Origin of the sequence: Pseudarthrobacter sp. PvP004 (assembly GCF_017876035.1) — a bacterium.
In the GTDB taxonomy this organism is placed as follows: Bacteria; Actinomycetota; Actinomycetes; order Actinomycetales; family Micrococcaceae; genus Arthrobacter; species Arthrobacter aurescens_A.
This window is the reverse complement of record NZ_JAGINL010000001.1, coordinates 1987739-2006362: the sequence shown is the minus strand read 5'-3', so window position 1 is coordinate 2006362 and position 18624 is coordinate 1987739. Positions and strand designations below refer to the sequence as shown.

Here is an 18624-nt window from a genome sequence, read left to right as displayed (position 1 = left end):
GGTTGATGACAATTACCGGCGCAAAGGCGACAAGATGGTCAGGACCTTGACGTATGAGTACGCGCGGTCTACAGCCAGGCGCGCAACGCCACCTGCCGATACCACGAAAGAAGACCTCCAACAACGGTGAGAATTTCGGAGCTTCGATGGCTATAAGCAATTGGAGGCTGGCATCGGACCTTTTCGCCAATCAGTCATGGAGTTCTTCTACGGCGTTCGAAGCTGCCTTACCGGGCCACCGACAAGGACGATGAGGCTGAGCCCGGCGCGGTCGACGTCCGACTTGGGTATGCTCCAATACTCGAAATTGAGCCATGAACTGCTCACTTTGCAGCCTACCAATGAGAACGCTTCTCCAAGGAGAAACCGGGGGTGCTTACATGCCGGACGAAAGCACCCCCGGCGGCTGTGTTCTGCCGACTACCTGCCTGCGACGACTTTTTCGGCCCCATTGGATTCCGGCTCGAGACTGTCCTCAAGAGCGTGGCCCTCGGTGTCGATCTCAGGCAGGACTTTGTCCAACCAACGAGGCATAGTCCAAGCCTGGAGGCCGAGGAGGGACAACGCTGACGGGACAATGATCATTCGTACAACGAAGGCATCGGCGAGCACTCCGATGGTGAGAGCTAAAGCGATCGAGGCCACCAGCGGGGAGGGGCTGAGCGCAAACCCGCCGAAGACAGCAGCCATGATGGCAGCAGCCGCGACGACGACGAAAGCTGTTTTGGAAAACCCATCGAGTATCGCTTCCTTGGGTGAGTAACCCTTCGAATACGCTTCCTTCATTCGCGAGACAAGGAACACCTGGTAGTCCATGGCGAGTCCAAAAAGGATGCCGACGATCAGGATGGGCAACAAGCTCAGCATGGGAGAGCCTGTAGGCGCTGCAACTAGCGCGTCGGCCCAGCCCCATTGGAAGACGGCGACTGTCACTCCGATTCCTGCTCCGAGGGATAGCAAAAAACCTGCTGTTGCAATCAAAGGGACAAGGATCGAACGGAACAGGACGATGAGAAGCAGCAAGGACAAGCCCACAATCACTCCGATGTAGGTAATCAACGCCTGGCTCAGTTGCGCATCCACGTCGATAGAGACCGCTGTTTGCCCTGTCACAGCGATGTCAGCGTTGAGGGCTGCACTCCGCTCACGAATTTCGTGGACAAGGTCTTTGGTTTCTGTGTCGGTCGGTCCTGTCGTGGGCAGGACAGTGATGATCGCCGCTGTTCGCGAGGCGCTGGGCTGGGGTGGGGTAACGAGCTGTACGCCATTGAGGCCACTCAGCATGTTAAAGGTGTCGGCGGCCGCCATGCCCAAGGAGGCGTCGTTAGCTTGCACAAGGACAACCAAGGGGTTCTGCGACCCATCGCCAAACTCCTGCGCAATGAGGTTGTAAGCTTTTCGCTGTGAACTATCCGGCTGGTCACCGCCGGGAGTCGTCAACCCGGTCTGCAGCGAAAGCACGGGTACCGCGAGTACCGCCAGGAGTGCGACACCCGCGAGCAGCGAACGCACCGGCCTGTGCACTACCGTCGCAGCCCAATGGCCCAGAATTCCCAAAGCGCTTTTTTCATCCTTGCCGCCAGGGGTCCTTGCAACCACCGGGTCGCGCTCTTTACGGGGGAGCGCCCTATGGCCCATTGTCTTCAGGAAGACGGGAAGCAGGGTGAGTGACATCGCTACAGCGATGACCACAGCGAACGCCGCTGCGAAACCCATCTCGGTGATGAATGGAATTCTGACTATCGCGAGGGCCACGAGGGCAATGACGACAGTTGCTCCTGCGAAGACAACCGACGAGCCGGCTGTTCCGATGGCACGACCTACGGCAGCAGTGACCGGTGCGCCTGCCCGCAACTCGGCGCGGAACCTCGCGACGATAAAGAGTGAGTAGTCAATCCCGACGGCCAGGCCGAGCATGACCGCCAGGATGGGGGTCATCGACCCTACGGGTTGAAGGAACGCAGAAGAAGCGAAGATGCCGAGGACTCCGACGCCGACACCCAGCAAGGCAGTTAGCATGTTGGCGCCCGCGGCGAGGAGTGACCCGAAGGTAATGACGAGGACGCCGAAGGCGATGAGGGCGCCCACGATTTCGGACGGCCCAAGGATTTCAGGCAGGGCGTTGTGCAGCGTTCCGCCGATTTCACTTTCGAGGCCGTAGCCCCTTGCCGTGTCAGCGATCCGTTCCACTTCCGCATAAATGCGATCTGCATTGGCTTCGTCTATCCGGGTGAAGGACAAGCTGATGACTGCCGTTGTGCTATCCGCAGACACGTAGGGGCGAACGGGATCAAAGGGCGAACGGACCTCGGAGACGTTGCTGATAGAGGCTGCGGTTCCGGCGAGGTGGGTTACCTCATCGGCGTATGGCGCACCAGTGATCGGGGCACCGTCAGGTGCCCGCAGCACCAGTTGCAAGGAAGCGGAACCTTCGTCTTTGTTGCTGGGGAATTCGCGATCAACGGTCGAGAGGGCTTTGCTCGACTCCGTCCCGGGAATGTCAAAGGAACCGTCGCTGAACCGCATGCCTGTTACGGCGGTAACACCGACTGTGATCAACACTGCAGCCCATGCGAGGATCACTGCGAGCCGATGCCGGGCACTGAAGAGGCCCAATCTATACAAGAGTTTTGCCATGTGGAGGAGCTCCTAGGGAAAGTTGCGCCCCGCCGGCAGGAAGGGCTTCAAAGTCAATCGTTTCCCGCTTCGCCCCAGAGGGAATCCTCTGAAAAGCTTGCAAAATCGTACTGCGTCTGTCGTATTTCGCCTCAGAACGGGTCGACGAGGCCGGCCCTGAAGGCCAGAATTATCAGCTGAGAACGGTCCGTGGTCCCGGTCTTTGTCATGGCCCGGTTCAGGTGGGTTTTGACGGTGTAGGGGGAAATGAACAACTGTGAGGCAATCTCGTCGTTGGTGAGGCCGGTTGCTGCTTGCTTGAGGACTGCCAGCTCCCGGGGTGTCAATGCGGCCAGGGCGCTTTCCGCCGCTTTGTCGACGGGACCTCTGGAGGATTCCGCGACGTGGCTAACCAGAGATTGTGTTGCTGAAGCTGACAGTTGGGACCCTCCCGCCGCCACCTGTTCTATGGCAGCGATCAACTCGCTCGGCCCGATGTCTTTTCCGAGAAACCCTTGGGCTCCTGCTTGGATAGCACGCACTACATTCTGGTCGTTTTCGAATGTTGTAAGGACCACGATTTTCACCCCGTCCAGGTTATGGTCGGCTCGAATCCTCCGCACGGCTTCTACACCATCGATTCCAGGCATGCGAATGTCCATGAGCACGACATCAGGGTGTTTCTCCTTGATCAGCGCGACGGCCTGAATGCCGTCAGCGGCTTCCCCGACCACCTCGAGGCCTGGCCCGGTCTTCAGAATGCCTGACAGGCCCACGCGAATCATTTCTTGGTCATCAACGAGTACGACGCGGATCATCGTTCTGCTTCCAGTGGGAGGGTGGCCTCAATAGTGAACGATTGATCACCGGACGTTGTGAGCAGTTCCCCGCCTGCGGAGACCGCCCGTTCGTGCATGCCAATGAGACCGAACCCTTGGCCGCCGTGCCTATATTCCTGTGGGGGTGCCGATGCCGATATCGTTGCCAAATTGCGGATCTTCAAACGTATGCTCTGGTTATCTATCTGGAGATCCAGCCAAACTACACCGCTTCCGTGTTTGTGCGCGTTGGTCAAGGCCTCCTGGAGGATGCGATATAGGGCTAGGTCGACCGCAGGCGGAAGGCACCGGGGCAGCGAGCCACTTTGGCGGCAATGAATGTGAAGGCCCAGCGAGCGGAAGGATTCCAGAAGGTGGGGGATCTGGTCGGACCCTGCTACAGGACCCTCCGGTTGCCCGTTGCCTTCTTCGGTCCGTAGGACGTGGAGGACGGCTTGTAGTTCCCGCAGCACTTCACCGCTAGCGGTTCTCACACGGACCAGCGATTCTTTTGCACTTTTCGTGTCTGTCGCAATGTTTGCTTCTGCTGAGCCGGCGTGCATGCTGATGGCCGCGATGTGATGGGCCATGACGTCGTGCAGTTCCCGTGCGATGCTCATCCGCTCCTCGGCGATCCGCCGGGCAACATCGGCCTCACGGGTTCGGAGAAGGGTGCTGGATTGTTCTTCCAGTGCGCGCACATATTGCCGCTGGGACCGAACAGCAGAACCAACACCGCCAGCTGCAGCCGTCCATGCGATGAGTGCAAGTGTCATAGGGTCAAAAATGGGCGTATGAAGTCCGAGCGTCGACTGGGCGATCAAGACGAAACCGACAGTGGTGGTGGCGGCGACTGACTGGTTGTGCGGTCTGAGAGCGGTGAAGGAAGCCAGGCATGTTTCCAGTATTGTCCATGCAAAAATCTGCTGGCGAGTATGCAGAGCAAGGATCGCTGTTAGCAAACCCGCCAAAACCAAGGCCGACGTCGGGAGGCGCCGCCTCAACGTTGCAGCGACTGCGCCTCCAACCACCACAACAACTGCCAACGGGTCCGAGACGCCAGCCTGATTCATGCGGTACCCTTCCATAACCACCATGGCCGCCACCACTAGGTCCAGCAACAGTTGCCAAAGATCCGCAGCGCTGGATCTCTTGATCAGGTTCATGGGTTCTGGTCTCCGTGATGGCGGGAATGGGGTTGACTGGCTAGTTACGGTGCGCCGATCGCATCCTCCCAGTGGGCTTCTTCACTAATGTACTGCCGCCACTTACGCAGGGACTTCAAGGACCGGGCGCCGAGGACGCCGGTCAGACGCCTGTTGCGGCGAAAGAGCGCCACGAACTTTCCCTCTTCGAGGGAGCCTTCGACTAGGCGCACTTCATCATGATTCCGGAGCCACCCGAAGCTTTGAAGTTTCAGGTCGTACTGGTCAGACCAAAAATACGGGATCGGTCTGTAGTCGCTGCTGGTGCCGGAGACAATTTGTTCGGCTACATGGATCCCTTGGTCAACGGCGTTGGTTCGGTGTTCCACTCGCATGCTTACGCCGAATAGTGTGTTGTGCCACCGGGCAACATCACCAGCCGCATAAACGCTTGGAGCCGCCGACGAATCAGGGGCACATTCGACGCCGTCTTTGATTTCCAATCCGCTGGTGCGCAGCCATTCCACCGCTGGAGTGGAACCGATCGCTATGACCACCAGATCGGCGTCTATGGAAGTTCCGTTCTTGAGCCCGACGCCGGTGGCTTTGCCGCCGTCGTGAAGAATCGATGCGACGGCGTAGTCGGCCCCCGTTCTGATTCTCACCCCGCGGGCCCTGTGAAGCTGAGCAAGTTGCGTGGCAATTTCAGCGCCCACGATGGGTTCCAACGGTGCCCCTGCTCCACTGAGCAACGTGACATCAGCACCCGATGAGACCGCCACCGCTGAGATTTCGGTCCCCATAAAGCCGCCCCCAATCACAACCACCCGGCTGTGGGCGTGCAACGCAGCCCTGAGCGCAATCGCGTCGTCCAGGCTGCGCAATGTGAGGACACCTTGCAACTGATCGGCGCCTGGCAGGTTCTTGGGTTCAACGCCGGTGGCTAGGACGAGCCTGTCGTAACCTAGTTCGGTTCCATCCGTCAGGACCACAAGCTTCGACTTGAGGTCGAGTCCGCCAGCGGGGACGCCCAACCGTGTTTCGACGTCGAGATCCACCAGATGGGCTTCTGGCCGCAGCATGACTTTGTCCGTATCCCATTCACCGGTCAGGAACTGTTTAGATAGCGGAGGCCGGTCATAGGGGTGGTGCTTTTCCGCTCCAATTATCGTGAGCTTGTTCGTGTAGCCTCCACGTCGTAACGCTTCGGCGGTGCTCAGCCCGGCAGCTGAGCCGCCGACAACGACGATCCTTTCCGGTGTTCCCAAACTCATGGGCCTTCGGTGAGACGGATGACGGCTGCCGGACATCGTGCTGCCGCGTCCTGTACGTCTGGGATCTGCGCCGCGGTCGGTTGGTCTTCCAAAACGATCACAATGCCGTCGTCATCATTTTGATCGAAGACGTCCGGCGCGGCCAGGACGCACACTCCCGCTCCCACGCACTTGTCAATATCAACGTCAATTTTCATGCCACTACCTCGTCCCATTCGATCATGAGCTCGTGAATGCCGTAAACGACCATGTCGTTCTTGAACCGGATTTCTTCGGGCGGCGTAACCACCCGCAACCCTTTGAGTCTGCGGAACAACTCTGGAAGGGCGATCCGCAGCTCCAAACGTGCCAGGTGCTGGCCCAGACACTGGTGCGGTCCATAGCCAAAGCCCACATGGGCCGACGACCTCTCCAGATCGAGAGTGTCTGCCCCTTCAAAGAAGCGCGGGTCCCGGTTGGCGGACTCAAGGACGACGGCGACATGCTCACCCGCGCGAATGAGCTGACCATTGATGGTGACGTCTGCGGTGGCCTTCCGCAATACACCGTTATGGATAATGCTGAGGTACCGGATCAGTTCGTCTACCCCGGTGTCCATGATGGACGGATCGTTGACCATCTTTACTGCTTGGTCAGGATTCTGGAGAAGGGCGTGCGTGCCGAGCGTAATCATGTTGGCGGTGGTGTCATGCCCTGCAGCCAGCAGAAGCATCGACAAGCCGGTCAATTCTGCAAAGTCCAGGGGCCTGCCTGCCGGTTCTTGAATTAGCCGGCTGATGAGGTCATCGCCGGGCTGTTCATACTTGGCCGCTACAAGGCCTGCGAAGAAACCTGCGCTTGCCGCAGCGGCCGCCTGTCGTTCTTCCAGAGACAGACTTAGGTCGACTTGCGCCGCCGTTGCCTTCTCAAATGTCTCTCGATCGTCCTCGGGAACTCCTAGGAGCTCGCTGATGACCAAAGCCGGGACCGGCAGTCCAAATTCGCGGTACAAATCGACGGGACCCTGCTTATGAGCCAGATGATCAATGTGCTCAGTGACGAGCTCCCGAATGAACGGTTCCAAGCGGGAAATTCGTTTGATCATGAACTCACGGGCAAGACGCAGACGTAGTCGGGCATGGTCGTCACCGTCGTAACGCAGCAGCACCCCAGGCGGTGGGGTGCCGCCGAGCGCCTCCGGGTCTCCCATGAGATGGGAGGAACTCGCGTCAACGCTGCTGAAGTTGATGTTGTCTCCAAGTACTGTCCGCGCGTCTTCGTAGCCGCTGACAAGCCAGACGTCGAGCCCGGCCGGGGTGCTGACCCTGAAAACCGGCTCTGAAACCCGTAGGGCCGTGTATTTTGGGTCCGGATTAAATGGACATCTGTTTTGGGGCAGAGCCCCAACCGGAGGCGGCATGGTGTCAGAGTTTGTGGTCTTCATGGATGGCTGTTCCTTATAAGCGAATATCGAGGCGGGCCGTGTTCAGAGGTAGTCCCAGTCTTGTTCGCTTCCACAGCGCGGACGTCGTTCCATCGTCGTACTTGGGTGTACTGCGCTCGCAGTACACCCAAGTCTCACCACCCGGGAAGCAGAACCTCGTCGATTCGTTCATTTGCCTCTGGCATGAAGCCACACTGCAATTCGATCCAAACCCGTGCTCATGGCCTCAGTGCCGGGCTTGTTGAGGAAGCCGTGGCGCGCACCAGCCACATACTCACTCTCGACGGGGACGTGGTGGGCTCTCAGTTCGGGTGCAAACGCATCCCCCGATGCGCGAAGGCTGTCGAATTCAGCGTTAAGGATTAGAGAGTCTGGAAACTTCGACAGGTCTGCCCCACCCGGGAAAGCACGTGGATCCGTCATGACCCCGAGCGATCCAGCGTAGTTGCGGTTGATTCGTTCCACCGTCGCGGGGGTGAACTGCCAGAGACCGCGGAAGGTCCGGAGCTTCCTTTTCGGCTCCGGTTGGATCGGCGGAAGCTTTGCATGGACCGTGGGGTATGCGAGAACAAGGCCGCAGGCTGTTCCCGTCCTTGGCCGAGTTCCAACGTGGCCGCGGCTTCCAGAAATGCGCCGCCGCTGGCACCGCCAAGGGCAATCCGGGAAGACGACTTGTCGCCGCATGACGTATTGAGCGAAACCGCTTTGAATGCTGCGGACACATAGTCCAGCGGGATGGGGAATCGGACGCCGTGGAGCGTTCCTGGGCGGGTTTTACGCAGTGGGTTCCACGGAGGGACGCGTCGATAGTCCACAGAAATGACCTGAATGCCTCTGGCGGCCAGCCCGAGGCCAACATCGTGAGCCTCCGGTGAGTCCAAATCACCGTGGGAAAACGAGCCGTCGTGAAGCAACACGAGCACGGGTGCAACATCATCAGGCGTGCGTAGAGCCGAGCGGGAAGCGGTCCATGGGGACCCGAATACACTTCGTCAAGGACGCCTTCTGGGTTTCGTTCATCCGGGCAGCATTGGAATCGTCGTGTGGTTTCATACGTGGCTGCCAGGAAATGGGGTTCCCTGTCGGGCCGTGGGGCCAGAAAGTGGACCAATCACCTATGCTCTCCCACTCGCTGCGGGAACCAAAGTAGGCATTGATTTTGGCGTCGTCGTTGTTCTCAATGAAGGCCATGATGCCTTGAGGTTTCCGTGCGAGAGGCTTCATCACGAGATGTTTGATGACCGGAGCCGGAATTTTCCCTGCAAGACGCGCCCGGCGGGTGCCTTGGCAAAGGCCCGCGGGTCCGGCCCATTTTGTTGTGGGCCGGACCCGCGGGGTGGTGCAAGGTTAGACGAGGCGGGTAGTGACCACTACCGGGTTCGCGATGGTGTCCCGGATGGGGGAGGTTGCCTCGAGAGCCTTGACGAGTTCCTCGAGCTGCTCGCGGGATGTGCTGACGCTGTCGATTTCGACGTCGACGGTCACCTTGTTTGCTCCCTTTCGGACGGTTTCGTCGATACCCAGGAAGCCGCTGAGGTCAGTTTCGAAGCCCAGCGTCAGGCGAACCTCATCGAGCGTGATGTCGCGAGCAGCGGCGAGGAACGCAAGGGTCGCCGTGTAGCAGCCTGCGAGGCTCTTCAGGAGAAACTCGGCAGGGCTGACGGCAGTGTCGGTTCCGAGCAGGCCAAGGGGCTCGTCGCTGTGCAAAGTGAATTTGCCGAGGCGGGATTCGTCCGGAACACCGGCTTGGGTCAACGGGCCGGTCTGTGTCTTTGCGGTCAGTCTGCCGGTGGATTGGCTACGCATGGTGAACGTTACTTGGCCGAGTTCGCGCTGGGCTGTCACGGCTGCGACGGTCGCTTCGACGGCGGTCTGGTCAACACTGGGCTGGGTGGTTACGGTGCTCATCTTGTTCCTTCGGTTGGTTGATTAGTTTGGTCGCCGGGCAGGGGACACCGCACTCCGTCTCCCGCTCTGGTTTGGCGGCAAGCCGGACGGTCCAGGAGTGCGTGGGTAGAAAGACCCGCGGGCTGACTCTCAGCACGGCACACTCATCACGGTCATCACGACTACCCACGGTCCACACAGCGGAACCAAGTTCCACTCTACGGCATTGACTAAACTGTGGCATAGGTTTCGCGCTGCTGGCTGAGGCTGACAGCTGTGCCGTACAGCGGCTTTCATCCGCGTGCCCTGCTAGTACGGCTCACCCGGCTTCACGCGCCGCAGCGAACCATAGACTGGGATCGACAGATGGACTTGCCGATGAAAGCGGTTAGCGCGTCCACTAAGGATGGTTACGGCTATATGAAGCAAGTATCAGCTGACGGCGTCAGAAGCGTAGAGCGTGCCGCCTCGATCATTCAGGTAGTTGCCGATGCAGGCGAGACAGGCACGAGGCTCACTGACATTGCCCTGAAGACTGGGATGTCAAAAACCACGATTCATAGGCTTCTGGGAACCCTGCTTAAAGTGGGATGGCTAGATCAGGAAGAGGACTCGTCCACTTTCTACCTCGGCCTACCGCTCGTTACCATCGGCAGCACTGCTTCGGACCGTCACGGCCTGATGGACTTGGCCGCCCCCACCTTAAGCGTCTGGCCGAGCTCTCCGGAGATACCGTGTACCTTGTTGTCCGGACGGGCTCCCAGGCGTTATGTGTGGACAGGGTTGTCGGGAGCTTCCAGATCAGGACAGTCACACTGCGGATCGGCGATCGCAGGCCACGAGGAACGTGTCCGGGAAGTCTGGCGCTTCTCGCCGGCCAGCCGCAAGAGCTAATCGAGGAACTGATGCTCAACGCATCTCACCTGCCGGTCGGCCCCCACGAAGTCGACGCCGTCGGCCTGGCGCGCTTGTTAGAAAAGTCCAGAGCACACGGCTATTCAATGTCTCCAGAAGTCCTCGTTCCGGGCGCAGACGGACTCGGTGTTCCCCTCATGGGAGCTGACGGCTCTGCCGTCGCTGCGCTGTCCCCTTGAAACCTTAGACTCCCGGCTAGCCGAACCGCATCGTAGTCAGCTCGTTGCATGGCTTCAGCGTGAAGCCGCTGAGCTTTCCGAGAGTCTCCTCAGGCTGAGCCCCGGATTCAGTCAACGTGAAGTTCGCAGGATGCTCGCAGACGCCCTTTAGAATATCAGTCAGGTCAAAGTGACCCGCCTGGCTCCCGAGGCAAGCCCCGGGAGCCAGGCGAATATCTCATATCTGTCTGGCGAAAGGTACGGCTATTGCTTGTGTGAGCGTCCCAGCGTGGGAACGACGCCGGTAAAAGGGTCCCGCTCAGAAGCTATGGTCTTGATGCGGTCGCGGCAAGCGAACCATCCTGCGACGATGAGGCCCACGGCCGCGATGGTGACGAGGAGCGTGGGGGGTGAGTCGATGAAAGTCATGATGAGCACGGCGGCCAGAAAGATGAGGGAGATGTAGCCGGTGTAGGGTGCGCCGATCATTCTGAAGGCGGGGCGGGTGATCCGGCCTTTGTCGGCCCAGCGTTTGAGCTGGATTTGGCAGAGGAGGATGGTGGCCCAGGCGACGATGATGCCGACTGCCGCGACGCTGAGGACAATTTCGAAGGCTTCGCCGGGGACAAGGTAGTTGAGTGGGACGCCGAGGAGGGAGACACCTGCGGTCAGGGCAATCCCGCCATAGGGTACGCCTGCCCGATTCATGCGGCCGGCGAATTTGGGGGCCGACCCGTTGACGGACATGGAGCGCAGGATGCGGCCTGTGGAGTAAAGGCCGGCGTTGAGCGAAGACAGTGCGGCGGTCAGGACTACAAGGTTCATGATGACGTCAATGCCCTGGATGCCGATGGAGCCGAAGAATGTTACGAAAGGGCTGACACCCTTTTCATATGACATGTGCGGCAGGAGCAGTGAAAGCAGGATGACTGAGCCGACATAGAACACCGCGATGCGGAAGATGACGGAGTTAATGGCCTTGGGTATGGTCTTCTCGGGGTTCTCCGTTTCGCCCGCGGCCGTACCCACGAGTTCGATCGACGCGTACGCGAAGATAACACCCTGCATCAGGACGATCATGGGCAGCAAGCCGGTGGGGAAGAGCCCGCCGTTTTCCTGAATGAGCTGTAGTCCTACGGGAGCGCCCGTGGGGGTGCCAAAGACGACGAAGTAGGTTCCGATCAGGAGGAAGGCCACCAGTGCTGCGACCTTCACAAACGCGAACCAGAATTCCAGCTCGCCGAACACCTTGACCGAGATGAGGTTCAGGCCGAGCACCGCCACAAGCGCTATCAGTGCCCATAGCCATTGCGGAACTGCTCCGATCCACGGCACGTAGTTGCCGAAGAAATTCATGTAGAGCGCCGCGGCCGTTATGTCCGCCACCGTCGTGGTGGCCCACGAAACCCAGTAGAACCAGCCTGAAACGAAGGCGGCTTTCTCCCCGAAGAATTCACGGGCGTACGAGACGAAAGATCCTGTCGTGGGCCGATGAAGCACCAACTCGCCAAGGGCGCGAAGGATGAGGAACGCGAAGACCCCGCAGAGCGCGTAAGCGAGCATAAGCGAGGGTCCTGCGGCCGCCAGGCGGCCACCTGCGCCTAGAAACAGTCCGGTGCCAATGGCGCCGCCAATGGCGATCATCTGGATCTGCCGGGGCTTCAGGCTCTTGTGGTAGCCCGCGTCTTCGGCATGAACAGACGGGGACTGGCGGAGTTGTTCCTGCTCTGAGGGCAGGCCAAGGTCAGATTGTGGAATGGACATGGGGACCTTTCTTGGGGCCATGATTCTGATGCGATCAGAAGGGAGGCTGATGATTCAGGTGGTGAGTGCGCCGCCCGAGGTCGGGGTTCATGCATCCCTTGGCACGGAGTTCTGGTGAAAGGAAGGCAAGGTAGCAACGAGAGCGGAGCTGGAAGTCGGGTCGCTAGTAAACGACACGCTCTCAATGGTGAGTTGAGGATATGCCCCAAGTCACACATAAATCAACAGGAAGTTGTAAGAAGGTTCAAAGTTTCAACAACTATGCGTGTATCGCAACATTTGCCGTACATTCTCGTTGCGGATTCTCCACGTTTTGTGTAATCATTGGGGGTGACGCCGCCGCGCCCACCCTCACATGGGTCTCGACGCGGACTCCCGGGGCTTCCCCGGTTTTCAACTCTTTTGGAAGGCCAGACCATGACAAGTCCAGTTACTACTCCGCCCCTGTACGCCCGAGCGCGTCGCGTAGGGGAACTGCTGTTCGTTTCGGGGCAGCTTCCGGTCAGCGAGACCGGGCTCCTCCACCCTGGACGCGTCGGAACGGACATCACATTGGAGCAGGCGCAGGAAGCGGCAGCCCTGGCAGCCCAAAACTGCCTTGCCGTAGTCCGTGACGCTTTGGGCTCCCTGGATGCCGTGAAAGGCGTTGCGCGTCTGGGCGGGTATGTCGCCACGGGTGAGGGTTTCAGCAACGCACCAGCTGTAGTGGATGCGGCGTCACAACAGATATTGGAGGCTCTGGGTGATCGCGGGCAACACGCACGCTTGGCGCTCGGAGTGGCATCCCTCCCATTGGGAGCCAGCGTCGAGATCGAGTTGGCAGTCCAATGCTGACGTCGGAGAGCATGCTTTCCCGGGGTATCCATACTGGCAGGCAGATTCCGAACCCGCTGGAGGAGCTGAGCTTGACCGAGCTTCGCCAACGCACCAGCATGAAATGGCGCGTCCACCCTGAGGACGTGCTGCCGCTCTGGGTCGCCGAAATGGATGTTCGGCTCGCGCCCGCGGTGGCTGAAGCCCTCCATCGTGCCATCGACGCGGGCGACACAGGCTATCCGATAGGCACGGCCTATGCAGAGGCCTTCGCCGCATTCGCCGCCAACAAGTGGTCTTGGAGCGACTTGGAAGTTAGCCGGACTGCGATTGTTCCCGACGTGATGATGGGCGTCGTCGAAGTCCTGCGTCTTGTCACGAGCCTGGGTGACGCTGTAGTAGTCAATTCGCCGGTGTATGCACCCTTCTACGCCTTCGTTACCCATGATGGCCGGCAAGTCATAGAAGCTCCGTTGGGCCCGGACCTACGGATCAGTCTCGATAATCTCGAAGAAGCTTTCCTCCGCATCAACCAACAGGGACGCAAGGCAGCGTACCTGCTCAGCAACCCCCACAACCCAACCGGCACTGTTCATACCATGGCCGAGTTGACTGCGGTTGCTGAACTCGCGGGTAAGTACGACGTGCGGGTGGTCTCCGATGAAATACATGCTCCGCTTGTGTTGCCCGGTGCGCAGTTCATCCCGTATTTGAGCGTTCCTGGGTCTGAGAATGCCTTCGCCGTGATGTCAGCTTCCAAGGCGTGGAACCTCGCTGGGCTCAAAGCAGCTCTGGCCGTCGCGGGACCTGATGCCGGCGCGGACCTGGCTCGCATGCCAGAAGAAGTCAGCCACGGACCAAGCCACCTTGGACTTATCGCCCACACTGCCGCCCTTCGTGATGGACAGGACTGGCTCAACGCGCTCATCCAAGGACTGGACTCGAACAGGACCCTGCTCCGGCAGCTCCTTGCAGAGCATCTACCCGTGGCTGGTTACACGGAGCCCGAAGGTACCTACTTGGCATGGCTGGACTGCCGGTACCTCGAATGTGCACCTCAGGATAGCCCCCCGGGACTCGCGGTGGTGAGCGATGTGGCGGGGCCAACCAAGATGTTCCTGGACGAGGCCCGGGTGGCCTTGAGCTCAGGGCATGTCTTCGGAAGCGGTGGAGCGGGCCACGTTCGGCTGAACTTTGCGACGTCCCAGGCGATCCTCACCGAAGCAATTGAGCGGATGGGGCGCGTTCATCCACTGCGCTGACTTGCCGGGCGGGCCCGATAAGTGATACCGGGCCCGCCTTAGTCGCCAGCTTCCGACGTTCCATTCACCTCGTTGAGGTAGTTGTAGATCGTAAACCTCGTCACTCCCAAGGCCGCGGCAGCGGTCTCCGCCGCCTGCTTGATCAGGAAGAACCCGCGGCGATCCAACTCGGCCACTACCTCGACCTTGTGTTCCTTGCGCATTTTCTTGGGCGGCACCCCCACAGCTGCTATGGCTGCCTCAATGAGTCGCCCACTCAGATCTTCAACACTGTGCGGAAAGTACTCGCTTCCGTTCGCCGGGGCTGATGACGCCTGATTACGCTGGGCAGCCATGGACGCGTGACTCTGGGCCGGGGCGGATTCGTGACCCAGAACAAAACGGTCCATCGCCGCACGCAAGGAGACCCACGCTGATACATCGGTGTTCAAGCACAAGGCTGCAGCCGCGCGGCCGTCCTTGTCTGTATAGATGATTGTGCTGCTTTGAAGGATCCGGCCATCGGGCAACTGGGAGCGGTAGCCAATTTCGTGGCTGAGATCACCGGCGGCAACTCGTTCCAGCAACTTGTCTGTTGGGGGATCGCCGATTCGCCGTCCCGTCACTACGCCGGCAATGGCCCGAACCGTGTCCGGAATGCGCTGAAGGTCGTGCAGGACGACTTCCGTTGGCTGGGGAACGGCGGCTTGTAATGGCGCCACCAGAAGCTCAAGAACGCAGTTAATGGACTCGGCATCCATGCCTTGGAGCCCTTCTGGAGCCGGGGCCATCAAGCCCGTCGGTCCTTCCATCATGCCGATCCTCCCTGTGACCATTTGACCTGCTGTTGAGTCTATTTTAACATCTTGTTAAAGGCGACCGCGGGGAGCAACTCATCATTGCGGAAGGGATTAGAAGCGCCGTTGGGCATCTTTAGCCCTCGTTGTTTACCCCCGCGGTACCACCTGGGCGGCGAGTTCGGCAGCTGCCATGAGTTCTTCCCGAGGAGCGCCCGAGGCTGCTTCAACACTGAGTCCGTAAATGGCAGCCATGACATATCGGGCGAGGGCCGTGCAATTGGTGCCAGCTGGAAGATCACCGTCCGCCAAGGCCTTATCTAGCCGGTCCAGCACCGTTTGCCGAATTTCCTCGCGGGCTGCCGCGAGGAGGTCGACTATTTCATGGTGCGGCTCACCCGATGACAGTCCCGCCTGCACCGTCATGCAGCCAGCGGGCTGACCGGGGGAGGTGAACACCCGGACCCTGCCGGTCAGAAGGTCGAGAACCGCCTCGTGCGCCGTGGGCTGCGCCATCGCGTCCTCCAGCTGGACGCTGCGTTCGCACATATACCGGTCCAAGGTCTTTTCGAACAAGTCCCGCTTACTGCCAAAGGCTGCGTACAGGCTCGGGGGGTTAATGCCCAGGGCCTTCGTCAGGTCAGCGATGGACGTGCCTTCGTATCCCTGGCGCCAGAACAACTCCATGGCTGTCTGCAGGGCCACCTGATCATCAAAACCTCGCTTACGGCCTCCCGGCATGGCGTGCCCTCCTCATCCATTCAAACTCTCGATTTGCTTTTTCTGTAGTAATCGCTACAGTTTACCTCATAAGTTCTTTAGTGAACACTACAGAAAGGCAAGGGCGGGATGGGCAAGCTGAACAACAAGACAGCCGTGATCACGGGAGGCAGCAGCGGCATCGGTCTGGCGACCGCGAAGAGGTTTGTCGCGGAGGGTGCAACGGTCTACATCACGGGTCGCCGCGAAGAGGAACTCGCGAAGGCACAGGCTGAAATTGGCGGAGATGTGGTTGCCGTACAGGGTGATATCGCGAATTTGGCAGATCTTGACCAACTGTGGGCCCAGGTGAAGCAGGAGCGCGGCGGAGTCGACCTTATCGTCACCAACGCCGGGATCGCTGAGGCTGCCTCACTGCCGGACGCAACCCCTGAGCACTTCGACAGGACGTTCGCCATCAATGCCCGTGGAACCTTCTTCACTGTGCAGAAGGCGCTGCCTCTACTTAACGAGGGCGGGTCCATCGTCTTGGTCGCCGGTGTCGGGCACATGCTTGGATGGTCGGATTTCCCTGCTTACTCTGCCAGTAAGGCTGCTGTGCGGTCGTTTGCCCGCAGCTGGGCGGCCGAACTCATGGGCCGCCACATCCGGGTGAACTCAGTAAGCCCCGGCCCGATTGAGACGCCGATTCTCGACGGGCTGTATACCGGCGGCTCAGATCCTGAGGCTGTTCGGGCCGGGCTGGTCAGCACCGTCCCCATGGGCCGCATGGGAGGGGCGGATGAGATTGCTTCCGCCATCTTGTTCCTGGCCTCAAGCGACAGCAGCTTCGTCACCGGGACTGACATGGCCGTCGACGGCGGGACCACCCAGCTCTAATTTCAACGGAAGCCCAGAACTGCGTCGTGAGGTACACCGGCGCCAACGCAAACCACCAACAACAGATGAAAGAGGAACCCATGTCTGTACGATCTACTACCACTTCAACATTCCAGGCCGATGTCCTCCAGAACGACTTGCCGGTCCTGGTCGACTTCTGGGCACCTTGGTGCCCCCCGTGCCGCGCCGTCGGACCCGTTCTTGACCAGCTGGCTAAAGAACAGGCCGGCAAAGTCGACGTCATCAAAGTGAACGTCGATGAGAACCCCGAGCTCGCGCAGAAGTACGGCGTCACCTCCATTCCGGCTTTCCGGGTATTCAACAACGGTGACGTCGCCGGCTCATTCGTTGGCGCCATGCCAAAGGAAGCCTTCGAGGACCGGCTCGCCCCCTACCTGGGCTCCGAAGTCCGCAACTGACGCCCGTTGCGTGCCCGGTACCCAATACCGGGCAGACAAAGACTGCCCTCTACTGCACAACCCACAGACGAAGGAATATACCTTGGCTTACCACGAGCACACAGACCACCGCTACCTCCGCCACCTCCGAAACGCCGCCCCTGATGCCGTGAAGTCGTTCCTGGCGTTTGACCAGGAAGCGCTAAGCGGCGCCGGTAAAGTCATCTCCCGCAAGAACACCGAGCTCATGGCAATTGCCGTTGCCCTCACTACCCAATGCGCATACTGCATTGAAGCGCATGTGAAGGCTGCCAAAGCCGAAGGTGCCACCGCCGAGGAACTGGCCGAAACAGTCATGATCGCGTCGGCACTGCGTGCTGGCGGCAGTTTCGCGCACGGGTTCATGGCCATGAAGTTCTTTGAAGGAACACCTGACGCCGTAACCGCTGGACACTCGCACGCCCCGGCTGAAGTTTCCTAAGTTCCTGACCTTCCCGGTTGGGAATGAGGTGGAGGGCCCTGGGCGAACACCGTCTGCCCCAGGGTCCTTCATCGATGCCTCGCAGGCTTTGTCACGCAATTATTCCGCCACTAGAAAGGCGCCTACATGCTGTTTTCTCCCTTGGTTCTCGGCGAGCTCGAGCTGCCAAACCGACTAGTTATGGCCCCGTTGACGCGCACGCGTTCCGGGGACGAAGGTATTCCTGGTCCATTGGTGGCCGAGCACTACCGTCAGCGCTCCTCGTTGGGCCTCATTGTGAGCGAAGGAATCTACCCGGTACCCGCCGGGCGTTCTTACCCTGGCCAGCCGGGCCTCGTCACCGAGGACCAGATATGTGCTTGGAAGAAGGTTACGGGAGCGGTCCATGACGAGGGTGGCAGGATCTTCGCCCAGATCATGCACGGTGGCCGCGTCACGCATGAGGACATCACCTGGGGTCATCGTGTCGTGGCCCCCAGCGCCGTAGCCATGGATGGCGAAGCGCGGACTCCGGAAGGTAAGAAGCCTTACCCTGTCCCGCATGCCCTGACGATGGATGAGTTGCCGGCTGTCATCGATGAACTGGTAACAGCTTCCAAGAACGCAATTGAAGCAGGATTCGACGGGGTTGAACTCCACGCCGGCAATGGTTTTCTCCTGCACGAATTCCTTTCACCCAACACGAATGTCCGCACCGACAGCTACGGCGGAACCCCGGAAAATCACGCCCGATTCGTGATCGAAACCGTAGAGGCAGTGGCAGCTGCGGTGGGTTCTCACCGCGTGGGTATCCGCATTTCCCCTGAAAACGAACAGCACCAAATGGACGAAGCCGATAACGCCGTAGCCCATGCCACGTACAAGGTATTGGTGGACAGCATATCTCGGCTTAATCTTGCTTACCTGAGCATGCTCCACCACGATCCAACAAGCGATCTTGTCCAGGACCTGCGTGCACGTTTTGGTGGCGTGTTCCTCGTCAACAGCGGCTTTGGGTTGGTCACCACCCGCGAGGAGGCAGTCGCACTTGTCAAGGACGGCCATGCTGACGGCGTCGTGGTGGGCAGGCCCGCAATTGCCAACCCAGACCTTGCCCGTCGGTGGGAAGACGGACTGCCTCTGAATGAACCGGATGCGGCGACTTTCTACGGCGAAGGTGCCAAAGGTGCCAAGGGCTACACCGATTACCCCTTTTATCGAGACTCACTGACGTAGGTCTTTTCGCGGTCGCTCCCGGTACCTGCAAATTGCGAAGTGCCGGGAGCTGTTCGATTCGTGCGTCGATCCCCATGTGG

The 18624-nt window shown here is 59.7% G+C and carries 19 protein-coding genes; 7 read left to right on the top strand and 12 right to left on the bottom strand.

Features of this window, described 5'->3' with window-relative positions; translation table 11 throughout:
* Positions 1 to 420: 420 nt before the first annotated feature.
* The 9 genes from J3A64_RS09035 to J3A64_RS08995 all read right to left on the bottom strand — a co-directional run bounded on the left by J3A64_RS09035 (position 421) and on the right by J3A64_RS08995 (position 9184).
* The gene (locus J3A64_RS09035) at positions 421 to 2637 is read right to left on the bottom strand and encodes an MMPL family transporter (protein ID WP_210064153.1); all 2217 of its coding nucleotides are present in this window, start codon (positions 2635 to 2637) and stop codon (positions 421 to 423) included.
* A gap of 131 nt (positions 2638 to 2768) precedes the next feature.
* Positions 2769 to 3434 carry a response regulator transcription factor gene (locus tag J3A64_RS09030; RefSeq protein WP_210064152.1) on the bottom strand — a complete coding sequence of 222 codons (666 nt, stop codon included), beginning with the start codon at positions 3432 to 3434 and terminating at the stop codon, positions 2769 to 2771.
* Positions 3431 to 4600, bottom strand: coding sequence for a sensor histidine kinase (locus tag J3A64_RS09025; protein WP_210064151.1), 1170 nt, complete (start codon positions 4598 to 4600; stop codon positions 3431 to 3433). The genes J3A64_RS09030 and J3A64_RS09025 overlap by 4 nt, the downstream gene beginning before the upstream one ends.
* Before the next feature lie 44 nt (positions 4601 to 4644).
* A complete protein-coding gene (locus tag J3A64_RS09020) occupies positions 4645 to 5853 on the bottom strand; it encodes an NAD(P)/FAD-dependent oxidoreductase (RefSeq protein WP_210064150.1) in 1209 nt (402 codons plus the stop codon).
* Entirely contained in the window at positions 5850 to 6050 is a 201-nt protein-coding gene (locus tag J3A64_RS09015; protein WP_210064149.1) for a ferredoxin, read from the bottom strand. The genes J3A64_RS09020 and J3A64_RS09015 overlap by 4 nt, the downstream gene beginning before the upstream one ends.
* Positions 6047 to 7276, bottom strand: coding sequence for a cytochrome P450 (locus tag J3A64_RS09010; RefSeq protein ID WP_286176242.1), 1230 nt, complete (start codon positions 7274 to 7276; stop codon positions 6047 to 6049). Before J3A64_RS09010 ends, J3A64_RS09015 begins: the two co-directional genes overlap by 4 nt.
* A gap of 168 nt (positions 7277 to 7444) precedes the next feature.
* Positions 7445 to 7960 carry an alpha/beta hydrolase fold domain-containing protein gene (locus tag J3A64_RS24100; protein ID WP_210064148.1) on the bottom strand — a complete coding sequence of 172 codons (516 nt, stop codon included), beginning with the start codon at positions 7958 to 7960 and terminating at the stop codon, positions 7445 to 7447.
* 252 nt (positions 7961 to 8212) lie between these two features.
* Positions 8213 to 8500 carry a hypothetical protein gene (locus J3A64_RS09000; protein ID WP_210064147.1) on the bottom strand — a complete coding sequence of 96 codons (288 nt, stop codon included), beginning with the start codon at positions 8498 to 8500 and terminating at the stop codon, positions 8213 to 8215.
* 123 nt (positions 8501 to 8623) lie between these two features.
* Positions 8624 to 9184, bottom strand: coding sequence for an OsmC family protein (locus J3A64_RS08995; RefSeq protein ID WP_210064146.1), 561 nt, complete (start codon positions 9182 to 9184; stop codon positions 8624 to 8626).
* A 345-nt stretch (positions 9185 to 9529) separates the two neighbouring features.
* On the opposite strand from J3A64_RS08995, the gene J3A64_RS24095 reads away from it, so the two are divergent.
* Positions 9530 to 10057 carry a helix-turn-helix domain-containing protein gene (locus J3A64_RS24095; protein ID WP_374100539.1) on the top strand — a complete coding sequence of 176 codons (528 nt, stop codon included), beginning with the start codon at positions 9530 to 9532 and terminating at the stop codon, positions 10055 to 10057.
* 443 nt (positions 10058 to 10500) lie between these two features.
* Here the strand turns inward: J3A64_RS24095 and J3A64_RS08985 are convergent, their stop codons facing one another.
* On the bottom strand, positions 10501 to 12000 hold the full coding sequence (locus J3A64_RS08985; RefSeq protein WP_210064144.1) for an amino acid permease: 1500 nt from the start codon (positions 11998 to 12000) through the stop codon (positions 10501 to 10503).
* 417 nt (positions 12001 to 12417) lie between these two features.
* On the opposite strand from J3A64_RS08985, the gene J3A64_RS08980 reads away from it, so the two are divergent.
* Positions 12418 to 12834 carry a RidA family protein gene (locus tag J3A64_RS08980; protein ID WP_210064143.1) on the top strand — a complete coding sequence of 139 codons (417 nt, stop codon included), beginning with the start codon at positions 12418 to 12420 and terminating at the stop codon, positions 12832 to 12834.
* Between the two features lie 71 nt (positions 12835 to 12905).
* Positions 12906 to 14075: a MalY/PatB family protein gene (locus J3A64_RS08975; protein ID WP_307807182.1), complete on the top strand. Its 1170-nt coding sequence runs from the start codon at positions 12906 to 12908 to the stop codon at positions 14073 to 14075.
* 38 nt (positions 14076 to 14113) lie between these two features.
* Here the strand turns inward: J3A64_RS08975 and J3A64_RS08970 are convergent, their stop codons facing one another.
* Both J3A64_RS08970 and J3A64_RS08965 read right to left on the bottom strand, forming a co-directional pair.
* Positions 14114 to 14869 carry a transcriptional regulator gene (locus J3A64_RS08970; RefSeq protein ID WP_210064142.1) on the bottom strand — a complete coding sequence of 252 codons (756 nt, stop codon included), beginning with the start codon at positions 14867 to 14869 and terminating at the stop codon, positions 14114 to 14116.
* Between the two features lie 132 nt (positions 14870 to 15001).
* On the bottom strand, positions 15002 to 15592 hold the full coding sequence (locus J3A64_RS08965) for a TetR/AcrR family transcriptional regulator (protein ID WP_210064141.1): 591 nt from the start codon (positions 15590 to 15592) through the stop codon (positions 15002 to 15004).
* A gap of 108 nt (positions 15593 to 15700) precedes the next feature.
* On the opposite strand from J3A64_RS08965, the gene J3A64_RS08960 reads away from it, so the two are divergent.
* The 4 genes from J3A64_RS08960 (at position 15701) to J3A64_RS08945 (ending at position 18544) form a co-directional block, all read left to right on the top strand.
* A complete protein-coding gene (locus J3A64_RS08960; RefSeq protein WP_210064140.1) occupies positions 15701 to 16450 on the top strand; it encodes an SDR family NAD(P)-dependent oxidoreductase in 750 nt (249 codons plus the stop codon).
* 26 nt (positions 16451 to 16476) lie between these two features.
* Positions 16477 to 16869 (top strand): thioredoxin, encoded by a 393-nt coding sequence (trxA, locus tag J3A64_RS08955; RefSeq protein ID WP_307807181.1) that lies wholly within the window; start codon positions 16477 to 16479, stop codon positions 16867 to 16869.
* A gap of 82 nt (positions 16870 to 16951) precedes the next feature.
* Entirely contained in the window at positions 16952 to 17329 is a 378-nt protein-coding gene (locus J3A64_RS08950) for a carboxymuconolactone decarboxylase family protein (protein WP_210064138.1), read from the top strand.
* A 126-nt stretch (positions 17330 to 17455) separates the two neighbouring features.
* Entirely contained in the window at positions 17456 to 18544 is a 1089-nt protein-coding gene (locus J3A64_RS08945; protein ID WP_210064137.1) for an alkene reductase, read from the top strand.
* Positions 18545 to 18624 lie beyond the last annotated feature (80 nt).